The 18,540-nt window shown below is 50.0% G+C and carries 21 protein-coding genes; 13 read left to right on the top strand and 8 right to left on the bottom strand.

Annotated features, from left to right (window positions below; all coding sequences use genetic code 11):
• Positions 1 to 86 precede the first annotated feature (86 nt).
• Positions 87 to 707 carry a serine/threonine protein kinase gene (locus ACHA8N_RS06320; RefSeq protein WP_026832838.1) on the bottom strand — a complete coding sequence of 207 codons (621 nt, stop codon included), beginning with the start codon at positions 705 to 707 and terminating at the stop codon, positions 87 to 89.
• Between the two features lie 143 nt (positions 708 to 850).
• Between ACHA8N_RS06320 and ACHA8N_RS06315 the strand changes: the two genes are divergently transcribed.
• Genes ACHA8N_RS06315 through ACHA8N_RS06295 form a run of 5 tightly spaced genes read left to right on the top strand, consistent with a single transcriptional unit; the run spans position 851 to position 5,090 of the window.
• Positions 851 to 2,329 carry a carboxypeptidase M32 gene (locus ACHA8N_RS06315; protein ID WP_393965123.1) on the top strand — a complete coding sequence of 493 codons (1,479 nt, stop codon included), beginning with the start codon at positions 851 to 853 and terminating at the stop codon, positions 2,327 to 2,329.
• Complete coding sequence (locus ACHA8N_RS06310; RefSeq protein WP_393965122.1) at positions 2,326 to 3,057, top strand: glycerophosphodiester phosphodiesterase; 732 nt, start codon at positions 2,326 to 2,328, stop codon at positions 3,055 to 3,057. Before ACHA8N_RS06315 ends, ACHA8N_RS06310 begins: the two co-directional genes overlap by 4 nt.
• A 12-nt stretch (positions 3,058 to 3,069) precedes the next feature.
• Positions 3,070 to 3,546 carry a hypothetical protein gene (locus tag ACHA8N_RS06305; protein ID WP_393965121.1) on the top strand — a complete coding sequence of 159 codons (477 nt, stop codon included), beginning with the start codon at positions 3,070 to 3,072 and terminating at the stop codon, positions 3,544 to 3,546.
• Entirely contained in the window at positions 3,536 to 4,105 is a 570-nt protein-coding gene (locus tag ACHA8N_RS06300) for a guanylate kinase (protein WP_026832842.1), read from the top strand. Before ACHA8N_RS06305 ends, ACHA8N_RS06300 begins: the two co-directional genes overlap by 11 nt.
• 49 nt (positions 4,106 to 4,154) lie before the next feature.
• Positions 4,155 to 5,090, top strand: a complete 936-nt coding sequence (locus ACHA8N_RS06295; protein WP_393965120.1) for an aminoglycoside phosphotransferase family protein — start codon at positions 4,155 to 4,157, stop codon at positions 5,088 to 5,090.
• Between the two features lie 64 nt (positions 5,091 to 5,154).
• Here the strand turns inward: ACHA8N_RS06295 and ACHA8N_RS06290 are convergent, their stop codons facing one another.
• From ACHA8N_RS06290 to ACHA8N_RS06280, 3 genes are all read right to left on the bottom strand, one after another.
• A complete protein-coding gene (locus ACHA8N_RS06290) occupies positions 5,155 to 6,192 on the bottom strand; it encodes a tetratricopeptide repeat protein (protein WP_393965119.1) in 1,038 nt (345 codons plus the stop codon).
• Between the two features lie 73 nt (positions 6,193 to 6,265).
• Positions 6,266 to 6,709, bottom strand: coding sequence for a MarR family winged helix-turn-helix transcriptional regulator (locus ACHA8N_RS06285; RefSeq protein WP_026832844.1), 444 nt, complete (start codon positions 6,707 to 6,709; stop codon positions 6,266 to 6,268).
• Between the two features lie 63 nt (positions 6,710 to 6,772).
• Entirely contained in the window at positions 6,773 to 7,852 is a 1,080-nt protein-coding gene (locus ACHA8N_RS06280; protein ID WP_233550649.1) for a GTP pyrophosphokinase, read from the bottom strand.
• A gap of 135 nt (positions 7,853 to 7,987) precedes the next feature.
• Here ACHA8N_RS06280 and ACHA8N_RS06275 point away from each other — a divergent pair, with 135 nt between their 5' ends.
• Positions 7,988 to 9,127 carry a Six-bladed beta-propeller, TolB-like protein gene (locus ACHA8N_RS06275; RefSeq protein WP_393965118.1) on the top strand — a complete coding sequence of 380 codons (1,140 nt, stop codon included), beginning with the start codon at positions 7,988 to 7,990 and terminating at the stop codon, positions 9,125 to 9,127.
• Between the two features lie 204 nt (positions 9,128 to 9,331).
• On the opposite strand, the gene ACHA8N_RS06270 is transcribed toward ACHA8N_RS06275, so the two are convergent.
• A complete protein-coding gene (locus ACHA8N_RS06270) occupies positions 9,332 to 9,754 on the bottom strand; it encodes an organic hydroperoxide resistance protein (RefSeq protein WP_026832847.1) in 423 nt (140 codons plus the stop codon).
• Positions 9,755 to 9,861: 107 nt separating this feature from the next.
• Here ACHA8N_RS06270 and ACHA8N_RS06265 point away from each other — a divergent pair, with 107 nt between their 5' ends.
• Complete coding sequence (locus tag ACHA8N_RS06265; protein ID WP_147511068.1) at positions 9,862 to 10,296, top strand: MarR family winged helix-turn-helix transcriptional regulator; 435 nt, start codon at positions 9,862 to 9,864, stop codon at positions 10,294 to 10,296.
• 21 nt (positions 10,297 to 10,317) lie between these two features.
• Here ACHA8N_RS06265 and ACHA8N_RS06260 read toward each other — a convergent pair whose 3' ends face one another.
• On the bottom strand, positions 10,318 to 10,773 hold the full coding sequence (locus ACHA8N_RS06260; protein ID WP_147511069.1) for a hypothetical protein: 456 nt from the start codon (positions 10,771 to 10,773) through the stop codon (positions 10,318 to 10,320).
• A gap of 133 nt (positions 10,774 to 10,906) precedes the next feature.
• On the opposite strand from ACHA8N_RS06260, the gene ACHA8N_RS06255 reads away from it, so the two are divergent.
• From ACHA8N_RS06255 to ACHA8N_RS06240, 4 genes are all read left to right on the top strand, one after another.
• Positions 10,907 to 11,410 carry a PH domain-containing protein gene (locus tag ACHA8N_RS06255; RefSeq protein ID WP_393965117.1) on the top strand — a complete coding sequence of 168 codons (504 nt, stop codon included), beginning with the start codon at positions 10,907 to 10,909 and terminating at the stop codon, positions 11,408 to 11,410.
• On the top strand, positions 11,407 to 12,864 hold the full coding sequence (locus ACHA8N_RS06250) for a PH domain-containing protein (RefSeq protein WP_393965116.1): 1,458 nt from the start codon (positions 11,407 to 11,409) through the stop codon (positions 12,862 to 12,864). The genes ACHA8N_RS06255 and ACHA8N_RS06250 overlap by 4 nt, the downstream gene beginning before the upstream one ends.
• A 35-nt stretch (positions 12,865 to 12,899) precedes the next feature.
• A complete protein-coding gene (locus ACHA8N_RS06245) occupies positions 12,900 to 13,823 on the top strand; it encodes an alpha/beta hydrolase (protein WP_393965115.1) in 924 nt (307 codons plus the stop codon).
• 162 nt (positions 13,824 to 13,985) lie between these two features.
• Positions 13,986 to 14,783, top strand: a complete 798-nt coding sequence (locus ACHA8N_RS06240) for a protein phosphatase 2C domain-containing protein (RefSeq protein WP_393965114.1) — start codon at positions 13,986 to 13,988, stop codon at positions 14,781 to 14,783.
• Positions 14,784 to 14,828: 45 nt separating this feature from the next.
• Here ACHA8N_RS06240 and ACHA8N_RS06235 read toward each other — a convergent pair whose 3' ends face one another.
• On the bottom strand, positions 14,829 to 14,984 hold the full coding sequence (locus tag ACHA8N_RS06235; RefSeq protein WP_393965113.1) for a hypothetical protein: 156 nt from the start codon (positions 14,982 to 14,984) through the stop codon (positions 14,829 to 14,831).
• Between the two features lie 145 nt (positions 14,985 to 15,129).
• Here ACHA8N_RS06235 and ACHA8N_RS06230 point away from each other — a divergent pair, with 145 nt between their 5' ends.
• Together ACHA8N_RS06230 and ACHA8N_RS06225 are read left to right on the top strand one after the other, a co-directional pair.
• On the top strand, positions 15,130 to 15,723 hold the full coding sequence (locus tag ACHA8N_RS06230) for a hypothetical protein (protein WP_393965112.1): 594 nt from the start codon (positions 15,130 to 15,132) through the stop codon (positions 15,721 to 15,723).
• A gap of 19 nt (positions 15,724 to 15,742) precedes the next feature.
• Positions 15,743 to 16,963, top strand: a complete 1,221-nt coding sequence (locus ACHA8N_RS06225) for a hypothetical protein (RefSeq protein WP_393965111.1) — start codon at positions 15,743 to 15,745, stop codon at positions 16,961 to 16,963.
• Between the two features lie 60 nt (positions 16,964 to 17,023).
• Here the strand turns inward: ACHA8N_RS06225 and ACHA8N_RS06220 are convergent, their stop codons facing one another.
• Positions 17,024 to 18,505, bottom strand: a complete 1,482-nt coding sequence (locus ACHA8N_RS06220; RefSeq protein ID WP_393965110.1) for a potassium/proton antiporter — start codon at positions 18,503 to 18,505, stop codon at positions 17,024 to 17,026.
• Between the last annotated feature and the right edge of the window lie 35 nt (positions 18,506 to 18,540).

Raw genomic sequence — 18,540 nt, 5'->3', positions numbered from 1 at the left:
TTGAATATCACTCCATTTTAGTTAAAATATTGAAGTTATATGTAGAAACAACGACCGACAGTCACTCGATTGTCGGTCGTTCTGGTTTACCCCGTCTTTCGCATCGATTCAAACAAGCGTCCCTTGTAGACGTCTGCGATCGTGTTCAAGAAGGACTCAGAAAATCGTTTTGGGAAAAATGGTTTCGCATAAAAGTACTGATAGGCCCGTTTTAAGTCGTCCCATTGTGTACACGGATCCGTTTGTCGGAATCGCGCGACATCGATGATTCGGGTACCGGTCGGCGTCAATAAGATGTTGCGTAAGTGAATGTCGGATGGATTCAAGCCGACCGATCGTGCTTCTGCTAAAGCCTGATCGACGGTCTGGATGACATCGTCTGTAATGAGCGTGCCGCTGATCAAACATTCGAACAACGTTTGCCCTTCGATGTATTCGATGACAAGATAATCCGCGCCATACTCGTATTGTTTGGCATACGTCGTAAAAGGGCTTAATTGTTCATAAATCGATCCTTCGATTGCTGCAAGATGCCGATGCGACGGGAAAAACTTTTTGATGACCCGGTCCGTTCCGACGATCCGAAATACAAACGCACTTCGCCCCGTCCCGATCCACTCCAGTTCATCCGGATAAGAGGAGACCGTATAGCCATCTTGTATCTCTGTCAGATGGATCGCAAAAGCCAGTTCGGAATCTGTCTTCACACATGCCACTTCCTTTCTCTTCTTTTAATTATACGCTGTTTGGTGTGAGAAGGTTTCATAAAACGACTCCTGTGTGAAAGTTTTGAACATTTTGTGATATGCTGAAAACGTACAGCAAATACTTAGCTCAAGGGGGCATTTTTATGACTACTTTACAACAATGGCGTGACCATTTTGAGGCGCTTCGTGCCTATGACGAAGCCGTCGCTTTACTTTATTGGGACATGCGGACATACATGCCGGAACAATCGGCCGACAACCGTTCGAAATCAATTGGATTCTTATCGACGGAAAGTTTCCGCCGCCGGACGGGGACAGCGTATCAAACGTTGCTCGAAGCCATGGGACAAGAGAAGCTGACTGGAGTGGAAGCGGTCTCGTACGCAAAGGCGAAACAAGCATACGATCGGGACTCGAAGATTCCGGAGGCGGAATATCAGACGTTTATCACCTTGATTTCGGAAGCGGAAAGTGTCTGGGAAAAAGCAAAGGATGCGGATGATTGGGACCTGTTTGCTCCGTACTTGGAAAAGATTGTTGCGATGGAACGTAAGTTTGTCGAATATTGGGGTTATGAGAACCATCCGTACGATGCGTTGCTGCACGATTATGAGCCGGGAATGAAGGTCGCGGAACTTGATCCGTTGTTCGCTGAACTTCGTCAAGCGATCATCACCCTGTTAAAAGAACTGGACGGGAAAACGTTCCCGACGCTTGACTGGTCAGCCGACCGCGAGACACAGATTCGACTGAATCACGATTGGTTAAACGATATCGGCTATGATTTCACGGCCGGACGCCTCGATGAGACGGTTCATCCGTTCCAAACGACCATCAACCGGAAGGATGCCCGTGTCACGACGAAGTACGATGAAAATGATTACCGCAATTCCGTGTTCGGGACGATGCATGAAGCGGGACACGCGACCTATGAACAAGGCATCGCACCGGAACTCGATGCGCTTGGACTGGGGGAAGGCGCGTCGATGGGGATTCATGAATCGCAGTCACTGTTCTTCGAAAACTTCATCGGTCGAAACCAAGGGTTCCTCGCAGCACGTTACCAGGGGCTGCAACAAGCGATTCCTTCGTTAGCAGACGTTCCGTTTGAGACATTTTATGCGGCTGTTAATGAAGTCAAACCGTCCTTGATCCGGATTGAGGCGGACGAGTTGACGTATGCGCTCCACATCATCATCCGCTACGAACTCGAAAAACGATTGATTACGGGTGAGCTCGAAGTCAAAGACTTGCCGGTTGAATGGAACCGTCTCTATAAAGAGTATCTTGGGGTCGATGTCCCTTCAAACGCAAAAGGTGTCCTGCAAGACGTCCACTGGTCGGGCGGATCATTTGGTTACTTCCCGAGTTATGCCCTCGGACTCGTCTACAGTGCGCAGCTGAACGAAGCATTACGTCGTGACGTGGCCGATGTCGATCAATTGATTGCGGACGGAACGCTGCAACCGATTAAAGGATGGCTCAATGAACACATCCATCAGCACGGAAAAGCGAAGACACCGGCGGAACTGATTCAAGCGGCGACCGGACAATCGATTTCCGTCCAACCGTTGATCAACTATTTGACAGCGAAGTACACGCGGGTCGTCGAGGCATTATGATGCGTTGGTTTGCCCATCGGGGAGCAAGTGATCAGTTCCCTGAAAATACGCTGGAAGCCATCGAAGCGGCGATTCCGTTCGTGGACGGGATCGAATTTGATGTCCACTTTTCACGGGATGGTGTCGGTGTCATCATTCATGATGAGACGGTCAACCGGACGACCGACGGAACGGGACGCGTTGTCGATCTGACGCTCGCGGAACTGAAACAGCTGAACGCCGGTGCGCGCTTCAAAGGAAGTAGCGGACCCGTCCGGACGACGATTCCGACACTCGACGAAGTCTTGGCGTTACTCGCTCCGACAAGCGTGATCCTGAATATCGAGCTGAAGACGGATACGATCCGTTATCCGGGCCTTGAAGCCTATACACTCGAACGGTGTCGTGCCCATGGCATCACAAGCGACCGATTGATTTTCAGTTCGTTTAATCATTATTCGGTCGCGACGGTCCGCGAGCTTGATCCGGCGATTGAAACAGCAATTCTGTTTCCTTATCCGCTGTACCATCCGGAACAACAGGCAAAACAACTCGGGGCAAAGGCGATTCACCCGGATTACCGCCGCGTCACGCGAGACGACGTCATCCTTGCGCATCAGGCGGGAATCGAAGTCCGCGTCTATACGCCGAAAACCGCGGCTGATGTCAAACAGATGATGGCGCTTGGTGTTGATGCCGTCATCGTCAATGATCCCAAAACGTTTAAGGCGAGCTTGTCCATCCACTAAGGAGGAAGCGTCATGCGCAAGGAGCATATGTTAATCATACTAGCGTCAATCACGGCGCTCGTCATCGGTCTGCAGATTGGTTTTGCCAGCCTGCCGGCGCCGAAACCAAAACAGGTCGAGGAGTCGGTGACGAAACCGGATGATTTTCAGGCAGGACTGCGTGACGCAAAAACCGAATTAAAGATGGTACAACGCTTTGCCTTGACGAGCACGATCAAGCATGACCGCTCAAACGAGACGTGGATCTATGCCAGTCAAACCCCGACCCGGATCGCGGTCGATTGGTATTATGTTTCGAGTTATCCCGAGAGCAACGTCCAGATGACCCGAAACGACGTCTCGCGAATCGTGACGTACGACCGGTACCTCGTCGTCGTGCGTCCGATTTACGGGATTGTCGAAGACAGTGAACTGGAACAGTTTGCGCTGCGTTTTTCAAGTTATTTTATGACACTACGACAACAAAAGGAGGATGACGATGTCAGGTAAAATCATTCTGTTGATTGGTGGATCGGGCAGCGGAAAGTCTTCCTTGATTAAACGGTTACGCCATGAATATGAACGTGTCCGCTTTATCCCGTCCGTCACGACACGGCCGAAACGTCCGACGGAACAGGATGGGGAGAGTTATCATTTCGTCGACGTCAAGACGTTCCAACAATTGATTCAAGACAATGGTTTCATCGAGTACGCGCACGTTCATCGCGCCTGGTACGGAACACCGCGCCAAGCGTATGAAGATGTGCTGGCGTCCGATGGAATCGTCATCAAGGATATCGATCCCAAAGGGGCGACCGCCTTTAAAACGATGTTTGCCGATCAAGTGATTACGATTTTCGTCTCCGTTCCGCCGGACTTGATGAAAGAACGTCTGTTGATGCGGGGTGATACGCCGGAGTTCGAAGCCCGGCTCATCGATTATGCCGATGCGTGGAAAGAGCGTGATCATTACGACTACATGATTGAAAACATTGACTTTGAACAAGCTTATGCCGATCTGCTCGGCATCATTTCCGCCTATATTCCGGGACAACCGTCCGAATCGTAACAGCAGGGAGACTCCCTGCTGTTTTTGACTGTTTCAAAAGGAGGTACTGATGGATTCGATTTTAGACAGCTTACAACAACAACCGGCTTTAAAAGATTTTACGTGTTGGCGGCGCCTTTCGACCCGGTATGGTAATGATCCCAAATATACAGCGCAGGACGAAACAGGAACGTCGATTTTCCACATCAATCCGTTACGGGACGTGGAGCGAAAACGACTTGAATTCCGCCTCCTGCAACAGATGCATCAGGACGGTTTGGCAGTGCCGGAACCGCTCGACCTCATCGTGATACCGGGTATGTCTTGGTGCTGCAACCGGTACCGCTATCTGGAGGGAATGACGGTCCGGCAACTGTTCCCTTTGGGGCAGGAGTCGGAGTATCGTCTGGGACTTGAAGTAGGGCAGCAGTTGAAGCGACTGCATACCTACGCTGCGCCGTCAGCGCTTGAACCTTGGGCGAACCGTTGTCTCGCCAAACATCAGCGGTACGTCGATCAGTACCGGCAAGGTCGGATCAGAATCCAAAACGATCAGCCCCTTCTTTCCTTCATCGACCGCCATGTCGAGTTGCTGGACGGTCGACCGAACCGGTTCCAGCACGATGACCTGCACCTCGGTAATCTGATTGCGGATGAGGGTCGGTTCGTCGGATTGATTGATTTTTCGAATCATGATTTTGGGGATCCTTGGCATGATTTCGTCAAGATGGGATTGTTTCAGGTCGAGGAGAGTGTGCCGTTTGCCGTCGGTCAACTCGACGGATATTTTGACGGGGAGGTGCCGGAAGCGTTTTGGGTGCTATACAGTGTTTATCTTGCGATGGCGGTCTTTTCTAGCGTGGTCTGGACCGAGCGACATGCGCCGTTGGAAACGGAACAAATGGAACAACGCCTTGCCGGTATAGTGGCGGCTCATCACCAGTTCGAACAAGTGATTCCGGATTGGTACCAAGACTTCATCTACTCCAATTCGGAAAATGCATGAAACCACTACAACAAACGTTTCCTTGATGAAGACGACTTCGTCAGGGAAACGTTTGTTGTGGTATTCAGCTGTCCCATGTTTCATCGAGGTGCTCTGCATAAAAACGGAGCGCCCGTTCATAGGTCAGGATGTCTCTGTCAGCGGTTGTGTCAAGGAGTGTCCGGATGAGCAGTTCCGTCGATTCGGACGCCCGATCGAGATTATGTAAGGTCAACGAATAAAACGTTTGGAGCACGGGATGGTTCGGAAATCGGACGAGTCCTGCAGTCAAGGTCTGTTCCGCCTCCGCGTATCGTCCAAGCGCCCGGTAGGTGCTGCCGAGTCCGATATACGCTTGTTGTAAATAAGGCGGGGTTAAGCCACTGGTGATTGCTTTGACATAATAAGGAACGGCAGCCGACTCTTCACCGAGACTGTCGTGGCACCAAGCCATCTGGTAATTGACGAACGGATCATCCGGTGCTTGCCTGATGTAAGTCGCGACGACATCTTTTGCAACGGCGTACTGTTTTTCCTGCCGTAACCGACTGACTTCCGTCCAGTCAAAAGGAGGTGTTCCGGTCGGCGGCACTTCCGTTTTTAGACGGACGAAAATCCGTTGCTCCGTCCAGGTGTGGTTGTCGGGGAACCAGACTTTTCGGATGCCGTCGTCCTGCAGACCGAGACGACGGGCCAACTGCACCGCGACCGAATCATCGAGGGGAATCCGGACTTCGATCCGCTGATACTGCAATGGAGCAGACGCCAGCGACAAAGCAGCAGCGACGGCTTCGTCGGCATATCCTTGACGGACAAAGGGAGCGTCGATCGAAAAGCCGATTGTTGCCGCCGATAAGCTCTTTCGGGCGAGCGTCGAAAAAGTAATCGTTCCGAGGTGGACCCTGTCCGTCGTTCGGAACACACCGAAGCAATAGCCAAGGTCATCTGCCGCCCGCTGTTGTTGTTCTGCGACCCATGTTTTGAACCAGTCTTCTGTAAAAACGGTCTCATCCGGTTGTCCGGAAGAGGGGACGGCAGATTGCGCGAGCCAACTCGGATAGTCCGTCAGTTGGTATGGACGGATCGTCAAGCGCTCCGTCTGTGTCATGAGTGTGCCTGTCATCACTGAATCACTCCTTTTTTGAGATAGGAACAAAAAAACCTTCAACCGGATCGGCTGAAGGGTTGAATGAAGATTAAGCCTGTTGTTCGAGTTTTGTCAGCAATGTCCGGAACGTATCGAGTTCGGCATCGGAAAAGTCAGCGAACACATCAGACAGATATTCCATCTTCATCGCCTCCAGTTTCCCGTATAACTCGATGCCTTCTTCTGTGGCCCGAAGTTCGACGACACGACGGTCGAGCTCACTCCGCTCACGCGAAATCAATCCTTTTTTCGTCAATTCATCCGCAAGCGCCGTAATCATGCTGGCTGAAAATTGGAATTCATTGGACAAAGCCGACGCGATTTGCGGACTGCTTGTGCAAAGTGACTTCAAAATAAAGAATTCATTTCGCGTCAAGTACGTCGTAAACATGCTTCGGACGTCTTTTTTGATGGCGCGGTAATTCATGCGTAAACCCTTTTCTGTATCCACGATCAATTGGTCGCGGTTTGCTACTTCTAGTGTAGTGGCCATAGTTTCACTCTTTCTGTACCGTAGTTTCTTCTTCCGAGATTTAGTATAGTGAAAAATTTTAGTTTAATCAATATTTTTCTCTTGAATCATCTGTTTTGTTAACGGTTGGACCTGTTTGATGATTTCCTCGACATTTCGGAGTTCAGGATAGAAGCGGCGGAAGAAATAATCGATCCGATGCGGATCGTTGCCGGCGATTGTCACCGCCATGCAGATGTAGGCAATCCCGATCCCTTGGCGGGGCAGGAAGGGGTTCGGCATGACCTGGGCACATTTCAAGGCGAGCGGACTGTGGACGGAAACGGCTTCGATCAATTCGCCGTAGTTCCGGATATCGACATAATGGAACATTCGGATCAGTTCGTTGATCAATTGTTGATCGGAGTCAAGCATCATCTGGGACGTGACCAATTGTTTATCCAGATCATTGATGACAGCGGAATGATCAATGAAATAATTTAAGTTGTCGGACGTGATCCGGACTTGGTGGGGATCAGACAAAATCTGTTGGACGGTCTCGTCTTCGAATTGTTTGAGCTGTTTTTTGATGTTGACGAACTCTTGGTCGGCGATTTCAAGCAGACCGGCGACCCGGCTGAAACTGCGCCGCACTTCCGCCGGCACGCTGTTCGGATTTTTGTAACCGAGATCATGTTCGATTTCAGCCCACGCGTGTTGAAGGATGGAGCGGATCTGAATCTCGGCTGTATGGTCCTTGAAACGGCCGTATTCGCTGAGCGCGAGTCGTTGGTCACTGAGGGCGGCGACGAAGTGGACCGACAGATAGCCGAACTCTGTCGTATCGAGTAACGTCGATTTATCGACGGATTGATCCCGGTCGATCGAAAACTCATTTTCGATGATCCGCGCCGCTTCCCGGACATCATCGTGAAAATACGTCACGATCCGGATCCCGGTCAAGTCATGGACGTCCCGGAGCGACTGGTATTTATTTGGTTGTCGTAACACTTTTTGATACAAGCTTTCCGATTCCTTGGTCCGCGCAACAATCGAATGGTATTTGATCCCGGCAGCGTCTAAAAGTTCGGATAACAACACCTTTAATTTATCCGCAAACGCGTCATAATCTTCCTTATCGTTTACGTATTCCAGCATCATCGTATTTAAATCTTGTGATTGCACGGATTTCACCTTCCTCATCAAGTCTCTTCTAGCCATATTGTAGCACTCGTTTTCGATGGACGCACGGGAAGACCCTGTTTCAACGACTGCCGTTCGTGGGAAAGAAAGAATAGAACATCTGGGAGGGGTGCTACAATGGAAATCTTGGACGCACGGGCGTTGCCGGCCGATCATTCCGATATCTTACATGTCACACCATCGTCAGTTTATTTCAGACGCCGACTCGACGAAAATCAATTTCATATCAGCCGGTTTGATTTGGAAGATCAGGAACAAATCGATTTGACGACGGACGTGTTGCGCGATCATGGACCAACCCGTCCGTTCGTCAAACAAGGCAAAGTGTATTGTTTAAACGAGCAACACCGGGATGATGGCGGGGAAACCCACCTGCTTGCGATCGATCTGCACTCGGGGAAAAGCGAGCAGCTCGCTGTGTGGAACTTACTCGGTGATTTGACACTGTACTGGGTCTTGAACGCCCGTTATATGGTCCTGTTGCATGTCGATCAGACGACGACGGCTTTTCTGTATGACGTGACGACAAAAACCCAGCACCCGATCAACGATGAACGGTTGTACGGCATCACGGAAAACTACCGGGAACTGTATTTTTTCCTCGTCAGTTTAAACGAGACGGATTATATCGTCTGCAATGCCCGGCTCGATGAGTTTTCATTTTATGACGCGCTTGAGAGCGGGGTCATCTCGCCGGAAGATCCGATTGATCACTCCGAAAGTGTGCTGATTGCTTCGCTTGCTACGATTGTCCAGGAAATCCAGCAAGGGGCTGACCGCTTGTCGTTTCAGACGTTACTCCGCCTGGACGGGGAAGGGGACACCGTTCAATATTTAGGGGAACAGGGTGGTCACCTTGTATTCAGTGCCTACACCGAACGATTAAATGAAGAAGTGTTTTATCAGATCAACAATGAATCGGACATCACGGAACTCGGACGGGTCCTGTGGAGTGATTATGAACCGCTGGACTTTACGTATGACGACGTCGAGTCGACGATCTTCATCGTCAACGATCGGTCCGATGAACATCATGAAGTCATGAATCTGCGGACCGGCGCCCGCTACTTGGAACGGGATCCCTTTGAACGGGTGTTACGCGACCGGTTTTATCTGCATGAATCGATCGGCGATGACGCCGAACCGATGGTGACGGTATTTGACAGCGAACAAAATGTCCGTCACCGGTTTGAGGATGCCTATTATATGATTGTTTCCGGAGAACTCGTTATCTTGTCCGTCAAACAGTTGCAATGATCCACCGAACGATTGGCGGAATCACACTGTGAATTCGAGCAGTGTGATTTTTAAACTGAAGGAACATTTATTTCATATACCGTATATATTAACAAAAATAGTAAAGAAAAAGGCGAAAAATTATATTGTTCCTCTTTGTAAGTACAACAAAAAACTCTTTCATCTTAGCCAATTTGACCAAGATGAAAGAGGAGAGTGGTATGCTTATTCTGCGTCTGATGTCCGTGTGAAGATATCGACTTGAATGTTTCCAGCTGTTGCACGTGAGTACGGGCAAACAGTGTGCGCGATTTTCCCGAGTTCAGCAGCTTGTTCTTCCGATACACCACGGACAAGAACATCGAGTTCAACCGACAGGGTAAAACCGTCTGCTGCTTCGTTTAGGGTAACGTGAGCAGTGACTTCGCTGCCGTCATGTTTGATGCCTTGTTTACGGGCAACAAGGTTCAAGGCAGAGTCGAAACAAGCAGAGTATCCGGCAGCAAATAATTGTTCCGGGTTTGTTGCTTCTTTTTTAGATCCTGGTACAGGCATCGCGAGAGCGACGTCTAAGATTCCGTCTTCCGATACGACGCGTCCGTCGCGTCCTCCTACAGCAGTTGCAGATGAAGTGAACATTGGTTTCATGGTTGTAACATCCTTTCGTTTTTAGGTATTCTTTTTAAGTAGCTTACAATTAGATTTTATACAATCTAATTTAAAATACAACTATTATGCTTGAAGGAGGTTTCTTGATGTCAAATCCACTCTTACTTGATGAACAATTATGTTTTCCTTTTTATGCGATTTCACGGGAAATCACGAAACGGTACCGTCCGTTGCTTGATCCGCTTGGATTAACCTATCCGCAGTATCTGGTCATGTTGGTTTTATGGGAAGAAGATGAGCAATCGCTCAAAGCAGTCGGTGAACGGTTGCACTTGGATTCCGGGACGTTGACGCCCTTATTAAAAAAACTGGAAGTGTCCGGTCTGATTCGGCGTGTCAAGAATCCGGCAGACGAACGGCACATCAAAATCACGTTGACAGCTGAAGGACGGGATCTTCGGCAACAGGCCGAACGTATTCCACTTGCCTTAAAAGAAGTGCTCGGGGTATCGGAAGAAGATCTTGAACTGGTCAAACAGACCTTAAACCGGCTGACATTAAAAATGAACGGAACTGATTAAACAGTCCCGTTCATGTAATGCTTATTTACGGCGGAAACCTTCTTCTTCCAGATAGTTTGCCGCTTCTTTATACGAATTAAAGGCTCCGTCGAGTAACTCGCCGGCATAGACCAACCATGTATCGAGATCTTCGTTTAATAACGTCAATTCGAATTGGTTGTCATTGATCCATGTTTCTTCTAATGTTTCGACCGTCTCGACGGTTTCCAACGCCTTGATGGCATCTTGAAGTAAGAGGATTAAAGCCGGCTCCGAAAATTCACGGATGTTGACGAATCCTTTCCGGTCTTTTTCATATCCTGGTAAACCTGCTGCGTAAACAAATCCGTTCCCGTTTGGATGCAGGTGATAGACGACGATTTTTTTCTCAAACTGACTTTCCGGGAAGTGGAAGTTGACACGATTCAGGGAAACTTCTTTCCGGACAAGTTGTGGGAAAGTCTCGATGATGGTTAATTTTTCTTCAAATGTTAGCATGGTTCCTCCTTGAAATACATTTCTACTCTCTTATATATGCGATGATTCGCAGGGAAATGTCAACGTCTGATTGATGACACTGAAACTTCAACGGGTCTCCTCCCGTATGAAAAAACGAAAGGTAGGAGATTTTATGCAATCAAATCACCCAAACGAGGATTGGCAACGTCTGCCTCAGGCCTCGGTAACCGCCGAACGTCAATACGTTGGAATCAAGTATACCATTGTTGCCCTCCTCATTGGAGTCGCGACCGTCGTCCAAATCACCTGGCTTGATCTGTCTCCTTGGTGGATGTGGATTGCCGCCGCCGTCGTCGGTCTGTTGTTCATACTGCAGTTCGTCTATATTCCGCCGATCCGTAAAAAATATTTTAAGTTCCGCGTCGATGAGGAATTTTTAATCGTCGAATCCGGCATCTTCATCTTACATCATGTCGTGACGCCGCTCGTCAAAGTTCAAATCATCGATACCTCGTCGGGACCGATTTTACGTCGTCATGAGTTAATGAACATGAACGTTCGCACCGCGTCGGGAGAAATCGATCTGCACGGACTCGAGGTGACTCAGGCGAAGAAACTGCGACAGCAGATCGAACGGATCGCGAAACTTGAGGAACAAGAGGAGGAGACGTTATGACACGGCGGGTCCATCCTCTGTTCATCCTGATGACGACCTTGACGCATCTCCGCTCGCTTGTCATCCCGATTGCGGTCATTTTGTTTAATGATTTGAAAAATGACGGGTTTGGTGTTTACACGGCAATTGGCGTCGCAGTCGTCAGCCTGATCATCCTGTTGTTCGGAATCGCGTCCTGGTATTTCTACACGTTCACCTTAGACGACCAATCGATTCGGGTCAACAAAGGGATTTTTCGGAAAAGTGAGCGGACGACAAAACGTCAGCGGATCGAGTCGATCGGGATCAATCAAAACGTCCTCGAGCGTCTGCTTGGACTGGCGACTTTGACGGTCGAAACATCGTCAGACGGCGGCAAACCGGAAGTCGAGCTCAAAGGGGTCCGGTTGAAGTTTGCCAAACAATTGAAATCGACAATCGGATCGATGGATCAGATTGATTCGTCAGAACACTCTTCCTCGTCCGATACGTATTCCGTCAGCATGACAGAACTGTTGCTGGCCGGTGCCTTGTCCGGCAGAATCGGTCTTGCCCTGGTCGGGTTTGGTGCCGTTTATCAATTTATCAACCGCTTCATTGAAAAGTACATCAGTCAATTGTTCAACGAATTACTCCATCTGTCGCTACTGGTGTTAGTTACGATTGGTCTTTTGATGTTAGTGATCATCTACATCGGCTCCATCCTCGTCTTTGCGTTACGGTACGGATCATTTCAAGCAACCTTATATCAACAACGGTTGACCATCGGGTACGGTCTCTTGAACCGGACGGAAGTTGTGTTTCATCAAGATAAGATCCAAGCGTTCGTCATTGAAGAGAACTGGATCAAACGTCGATTTAAGCGAGCTCATCTCTCCCTGCATATCATCTCCGCCAGCGGGGAACAGGAAAAGCTGTTGCTCCATCCCTTCATCCGCGTCAGTGACATCGATGGCTTTTTAGAACGGTTTTTACCGCGGTTTAAGCAACTTGTACCGGAACGACGTGCTGCCGATCGCGGATTTTTCTACATCGTGCGTTGGCCGTTGCTCGGTTATGCAAGTCTGTTCCTGACTGTAAACGGCGCCTTATACTACTGGTTGCCGGAAGCGATCCGGTACATCGGCCTGGTGCTGTTCTTATTTTTGCCGCTGTATTACGTCCTCGCCCGGTCCGGTTACCGTCATACGCGTTACGGTTATGAAAATGACCTGTTCGTTTTACGAAAACAACTTGTCAACCGGGAAACGATTTATGCGCCCCGTCTGAAAATCGAAGCTTTTTCCGGGCACGTCTCCCGTTTTTTGGAAGAGAAAAGCATTTTGAAATTCCGAATCACGCTGCGTGGTTCAACGGGGTTTGATGCCGGATATTTCACTGCAACCGAATTTAAAGAGATCTTGAACTGGTACCAGCAAACATTCTTAAAACCGTTGCCGCCGGCAGCAGGTCCTGAGGCAAAGGACGGCGAATAAGTGTAGGAAACATAGGACGGAAGGGAGTTTACAGCGTGCGCAGATGGTTATTCGTCATCCTTATCCCCGTACTGATCATCAGTGGATTGATTCTGTATGATGGTCACCGGATTCAACAGACGCTCAGTGGACAGTCCGATGCGTCCCGCCTGTTAGCAAGCGAAAGCAAAACGTCTGATGAGAAGCAAACCGATGATCAAACGTGGTTTACCGAACAAGACGTCGTATCGAAAAAGCTGACGACATCAGGACCGGAACGTGTTGGTCAGTACCTTGCCGCAACAGAGGCTTCTGACAAAACAGTCATTGTTCTACCTGACGATACACCACACCAGGCCTCCCTGTTTTCACTGATCCGCTTGTACCACGAACAATTGGGTTACCATGTCCTGCTTGTCGAACGACAAGACACGGAGGCACGGAACTCTGGTTGGTTGGACCGGTTGGATTTGATTGATTGGACAAACCAGCTGATTGCGGAAAATGGACCGACAAGCCAAATTTTATATCACGGACTAGGTGTTGGAGGCGCGACGGCCTTGTTGGCTGCCGGGGAGACAGATGTCCCGAAACAGCTGAAAGTCGTCATCTCGGAAGGAGCTTACGCCCGTCTCGACGATTGGTTGGCATTCCGTGCCAAAGAAAATCTCCCGTATCCCGCGGGTCCGTCACTGGCTGCTGCCAGTACGTTCAACAAATTCCGACAGGATTTCTTTTATGGGGATGTGTCCGTCACGCGACAGACCTCACGCATCATGGTTCCGACCTTATTCATTCACGGAACGGACGATCAACGTGTCCCGTCGCGGATGGCCTATGAACTGTACCAAGCGAAACCCGGTCTCAAACAGCTGTACCCGGTCCGGGGAGCAGGACACGACGACACGTCTTCCAAAGATCCAGAGAATTATCAAAAACGGCTCCGGTTGTTTATCGAACCTTTCGTCACACCGCTATAAACCATAGAGGCGAGAACGGCAGATGTTGCATCCGCCGTTCTCGTTTTTGTATTGACCTGATTTGAAACAGGATAAATATACCAGCTTCATGTCCGTATGCTACGCTGTCTCTATTAAAAAGAAACAAGCGTACGTAGTGTCTTGTTTCGAAAGGAGCAAGCCATGACAGGAACTCAGTTGTCTTGGGTAGGAAATGAATCGGCGTTCGTCGATCAGATAGACATTCAAACCATCGGTCACGTCGCGGTCGGCAGGTTTGGCGGATGCAGTCGGGCAGGGCAAACGAAAAATGAGGACGGATGTTTGATCTGGCTTGGTGACGATTGGGAATTCACGCTGGTGCTCGACGCCCACGATACAGCAGAGAGCGCCAGTGCAGTCGTGCGGCAGATGACACGGCATCAGCAGGAAATCGAACAAACGTTACATCAGCCGGTCGAACAGGCATTTTCGTCACTGGAACAGTTGTTGCTCGGACTTTTGCAGGACGAAGCTTTTCGGACGACCTGCCGGAGCGTACAAGGGGAGACGGCCTGTTTGTTCCTTGCGCGAAAAGGAAAATATTTGTGGTGGTTATCGGTCGGCGACGTGCTGGCATATCTGTTCCACCCGGACTTGAGCCGGCATCGTCAGTTCAAACTGAACGAACGTCAATTTTTTGAATGGATTGGGCGGGTCAACACGTTTGATTTACCGGTTCCGTGTTACACGCGCGGCATCCGTGAGTTACGGCGCGGCATCAACCGTATCCTGGTGACGACAGACGGTTTGGTCGAATGTCCCGGAACACCATTCGAAGATCCGGAGACGATGGCGACGCTGTTTGCGAGACAACCCGAAACGGCACTTGCTACGCTGCTTGAAACGATTGAACGACACGATGTCCGGGACAGTACAACGATTGTGACCTGGACGGTGACGGTGGAGGAAACCGTCACGATGCCGGGCAACGCAAAATAAAAGCATGACCCGTATTTCCGTCGCTGGTGGAAAGGGGTCATGCTTTTATTCAGTTGGTTCCATCGGAGACTCAGTGATAGCGGTTTGTTCTGACGGAACGATGTCTGTCTCCGGTGTTTCATCCGCATCGGTCGACGGCAACACGATGCCGACGCTCGCCATGACGGCAAGTAAGGTAGTATTCGTTAAAGTTTGACGCATCTGTTTACCTCCACTTCTAAAGATAAAGTAATATTTCTCACTATTCTGAATATTTATGGCGGATTCGTCAAGTAATCGCCATCTTCCTTAGAAGTATTTTTCCCGTTAAACCGTTATACTTAAACATGAAAAAGGGGGATCTCGCTTGAAACTAACTAAAGCCAACACACGTATTTTAGAGTCGTTGTTACCACGACTCAACCTGAATGTGGAAGAACCGGAGCGGACGGAAATCGAACACCGTCTCCAAGCCGATTTGTACGAAGCACAACGGTCGCAAAAGCCGTTCGAAACGGTGCACGGACAATCGCCGGAGGAACGGCTCGATCAAATGATTGCCGAAATCCCGGAACGCCGCCGCGCCGAGACGCAAAAACGGTGGACCCGCAACTATGTCTCGACGATTCTGATGTTCATCTTCATCGAAGGAATCGACGGCATTTTTCAATTTGCGTTAGCCGACTATATCCTCTTTTCTATCATCGCATTATTTTTAATCGATGCAATGTCGATCTTAATCACGTCACCGAAAATCCGTCTCGTCAAAAAGCGGGTCTGGGCACAATTCATTATCAGCTTCATACTGTTCGCGACGTATAAAGCTGTTCTGATTACGTTCGTTCCGAATCCGGACGTCTTGATTCAAGTCAGTGGAACTGCTTCGTATGTGATTGGAATCGCCGGATTAGTCGGACTGTACATTTACTGGTCAAAGAATCCGCTTCGTAAACGAGCATAATCAGCAAGGAGGGAAAAACATGGAGTTCACGCACTGGAAAAGACGTATGCAAGACCATTTTGAACGGATGGGATTTGATTTACGGATTGAACGACTGGCGATGCAGGATATGCTGAAGCTCGAGGCGACACACGGAGCGTTCCTGTTTTTCCCGATCACGATCACTTTATATGAACGAATGGGTTGGCAAATGGTGGCGATTGAATCGCACCATCCGGAAGAAGTTGACGATTTGTTTGCGGAAGCACAAGTCCAATCGTTGTTCCAGATGACGATGATGACCTTCGAAGAAGAAGAACGTGAATTCATCTTAGGTTTTTACAGCAATACCGGGCGTTACTTAACGGACCAGGTCTCTTCGACCGGTCAACTGATCCGCGTCATCGAAGAGGAATGGAACGATGGAGAAGTCCTACGGATTTCGACGTTTGAGTCGTTTCCGGGCTTGTTCGTCGCTCCGTCATTTGCGCATCAGACCTATGCCTTTGCACCGGACGGGGACGATTGGCAAGTCTTGGTCGGTCGGACCGGTCGACCAGCCACTGATTATCGATTTGATGGTCACGTCTTAGTCCCGCACTGCGTGCCGGAGGGAGAACTGTTCACACCGGTTCCCATCCGCGTCCCGATTCATCAGTTTGAGGATGTACGCAAGCAACTACAGACCGAACAGGTCGAGATTCAGACGTTTTTACAACAGGCGATGGAAACGATCCGTCAATATGACCCGTCATTTGGGTTTGCCTGGCGGGGAACAGTCACGTTCTTCCACGGAATCCCGGTCAATCCGTTTGCACAGCGCTTGTGGCTCGAAGAAGGGCAGAAGCGCTTTCGCGTCATGCAACAAGGATCCCGCCGGATTTTGGCCATCGGTGCCACGTCCGGTGAGACGATTCAACTGCTCGATCAAGCGGTCGGTGCCGGTGAGCCGGACGGGACACCCGTCAGTGCCGTGGGACAGCTTCTGTTAGGAATTTGGCAACAATTCGAGTCCGATGAAACGACCTATTTGACCGCGGTCGACTGCCAAGGAATATCGCGGCAACAAGTCGAAAACCGAATTCGTCACAGCCTGGCGCGCCGCGAACCCATCGAATGGATCGACCGGGCACAAAACGGGAACGACAGCTGCCGCTTTGGCGGTCTGACGCTTACCTTTCCGCACCGCCCGCCCGGAGTCGTCCAGATCAGACGCACCGATGAATCAGCTGCTGTAGCAGAGCAAGCTGATACAACATGATACACGCTCGAAAAAGCGCTTGTCGTCTCTCGATTTACGGAGAGCGGACAAGCGCTTTTTTTAATCCGAAAACGGCTGTCCGAGTCCGAGGGAGGCAATCAACTTCCTGATCCGTTCTTCCGACTGCTTCGGTGTCAAAATCAACAACTGATCTCCGCCGATCAGCCGGGTTTGTCCCCGTGGGGTGATGATGGTATCGTTTCGAATCACCGCGACGACCAGCAAGTCTTGCGGCATCTCGATTTCTTGCAGGGTTTTCCCGTCGATGCGGCAAAACGACGGGACACTGACTTCGACAATCTCGGCGTTCGGATTGGCGACGGTCATGAACTGAATCAAAGGTTCAACATCAATCAGCGGTTTGACATCAAGCTTCATCAATTTGACGATCCACGGTAAGGCCGTCCCCTGCAACAGAGCGGATGTCATGACTGTAAAGAAGACGATGTTGAACAACAGGTTCGCTTCCGGCAAACCGCTTGATAACGGATAGGTCGCCAAGATGATTGGAACGGCACCGCGTAATCCGGCTGCCGTGATGACACTTTGTTCCCGGACGTTATAGGGAAACGGCAGTAGGGACAAAAAGACGGCGAACGGTCGGGCGATCAGTACCAGCGTCAGGACGATGACAGCGGAGACGAGTAGCGTTTGTGGATCGAGCAACTGTTTCGGAAAGACAAGCAGACCGAGCATGATGAACATCCCGACTTCCGCCAAATGGGACAAACTGCCGCTGAAACGGACAAGGATGTCCCGGTAAATCAAATCGTGATTGCTGAGCCAAATGCCTGTCACATACACGGCGAGGAATCCACTAGCGTGCAAACTCGTCGCCACGCCATAGGAGAGAAGGGCGCCGCTGATCAACAGCGTCGGATAGAGGGCGGAAGATTGAAGCTGAATCCGGTTCATCAATGTTGTTAAGCCCCAACCGATCACGAGACCCATCAGGAGTCCAAGCCCCATCTCGTAAAGCAACGCCACGATCCCTTGACCGATCGAAAATGCAGCCGGACTGAGGGCGAACTCCGTAAAGAGGATTGTCAGGAAGACGGCCATCGGATCGTTGGTTCCGGACTCCGCTTCCAGTGTGTGTTTGACTTTTTGGTCAATCGATTGTCCGTTGAGCAATGAAAAGACGGCTGCCGCATCCGTCGACCCGACCAGTGCTCCGATCAACAACGCAATCGGCCAACTGAAATCAAGCAGGTAGTGCGCAACGACTGCAATCAATCCGGTCGTCACGAGGACGCCGGTGGTCGCGAGCGATAATGCCGCCGGTAACACCGGCTTAAAGTTTTTCCATCTGGTGTTAAGTCCGCCGTCAAACAAGATGATGACCAGAGCGATTGTCCCAAACAGCCGTGCTTGTTCAAAATCCGCAAAATCAATCCATCCCGTGACATCGGTTCCGGCGAGGATTCCGACAAAAACAAACAAAATCAGGGTCGGGACATTCAGACGAACGGCAAATTTCGTCGTGATGATCGCGAGTAACAGTAAGATGCCGGCAAGTAACAGGACGGTCGCTTCGTTCACATGCACTCACTCCCTTTAAATGAAAGGTGTCTTTT

Source organism: Exiguobacterium sp. S22-S28, from assembly GCF_043359615.1.
GTDB lineage: Bacteria > Bacillota > Bacilli > Exiguobacteriales > Exiguobacteriaceae > Exiguobacterium_A.
Note: the sequence above shows the minus strand (reverse complement) of the source record. Positions and strands in the feature narration are given on the sequence as shown.

Coding starts and splice junctions, on each gene's coding strand:
- ACHA8N_RS06315 (WP_393965123.1), top strand. CDS start 851: ATGACTACTTTACAACAATGGCGTGACCATTTTGAGGCGCTTCGTGCC.
- ACHA8N_RS06300 (WP_026832842.1), top strand. CDS start 3,536: ATGTCAGGTAAAATCATTCTGTTGATTGGTGGATCGGGCAGCGGAAAG.
- ACHA8N_RS06255 (WP_393965117.1), top strand. CDS start 10,907: ATGCAATCAAATCACCCAAACGAGGATTGGCAACGTCTGCCTCAGGCC.
- ACHA8N_RS06290 (WP_393965119.1), bottom strand. CDS start 6,192: ATGACAGGCACACTCATGACACAGACGGAGCGCTTGACGATCCGTCCA.
- ACHA8N_RS06225 (WP_393965111.1), top strand. CDS start 15,743: ATGGAGTTCACGCACTGGAAAAGACGTATGCAAGACCATTTTGAACGG.
- ACHA8N_RS06295 (WP_393965120.1), top strand. CDS start 4,155: ATGGATTCGATTTTAGACAGCTTACAACAACAACCGGCTTTAAAAGAT.
- ACHA8N_RS06250 (WP_393965116.1), top strand. CDS start 11,407: ATGACACGGCGGGTCCATCCTCTGTTCATCCTGATGACGACCTTGACG.
- ACHA8N_RS06270 (WP_026832847.1), bottom strand. CDS start 9,754: ATGAAACCAATGTTCACTTCATCTGCAACTGCTGTAGGAGGACGCGAC.
- ACHA8N_RS06310 (WP_393965122.1), top strand. CDS start 2,326: ATGATGCGTTGGTTTGCCCATCGGGGAGCAAGTGATCAGTTCCCTGAA.
- ACHA8N_RS06275 (WP_393965118.1), top strand. CDS start 7,988: ATGGAAATCTTGGACGCACGGGCGTTGCCGGCCGATCATTCCGATATC.
- ACHA8N_RS06285 (WP_026832844.1), bottom strand. CDS start 6,709: ATGGCCACTACACTAGAAGTAGCAAACCGCGACCAATTGATCGTGGAT.
- ACHA8N_RS06240 (WP_393965114.1), top strand. CDS start 13,986: ATGACAGGAACTCAGTTGTCTTGGGTAGGAAATGAATCGGCGTTCGTC.
- ACHA8N_RS06265 (WP_147511068.1), top strand. CDS start 9,862: ATGTCAAATCCACTCTTACTTGATGAACAATTATGTTTTCCTTTTTAT.
- ACHA8N_RS06260 (WP_147511069.1), bottom strand. CDS start 10,773: ATGCTAACATTTGAAGAAAAATTAACCATCATCGAGACTTTCCCACAA.
- ACHA8N_RS06235 (WP_393965113.1), bottom strand. CDS start 14,984: ATGCGTCAAACTTTAACGAATACTACCTTACTTGCCGTCATGGCGAGC.
- ACHA8N_RS06305 (WP_393965121.1), top strand. CDS start 3,070: ATGCGCAAGGAGCATATGTTAATCATACTAGCGTCAATCACGGCGCTC.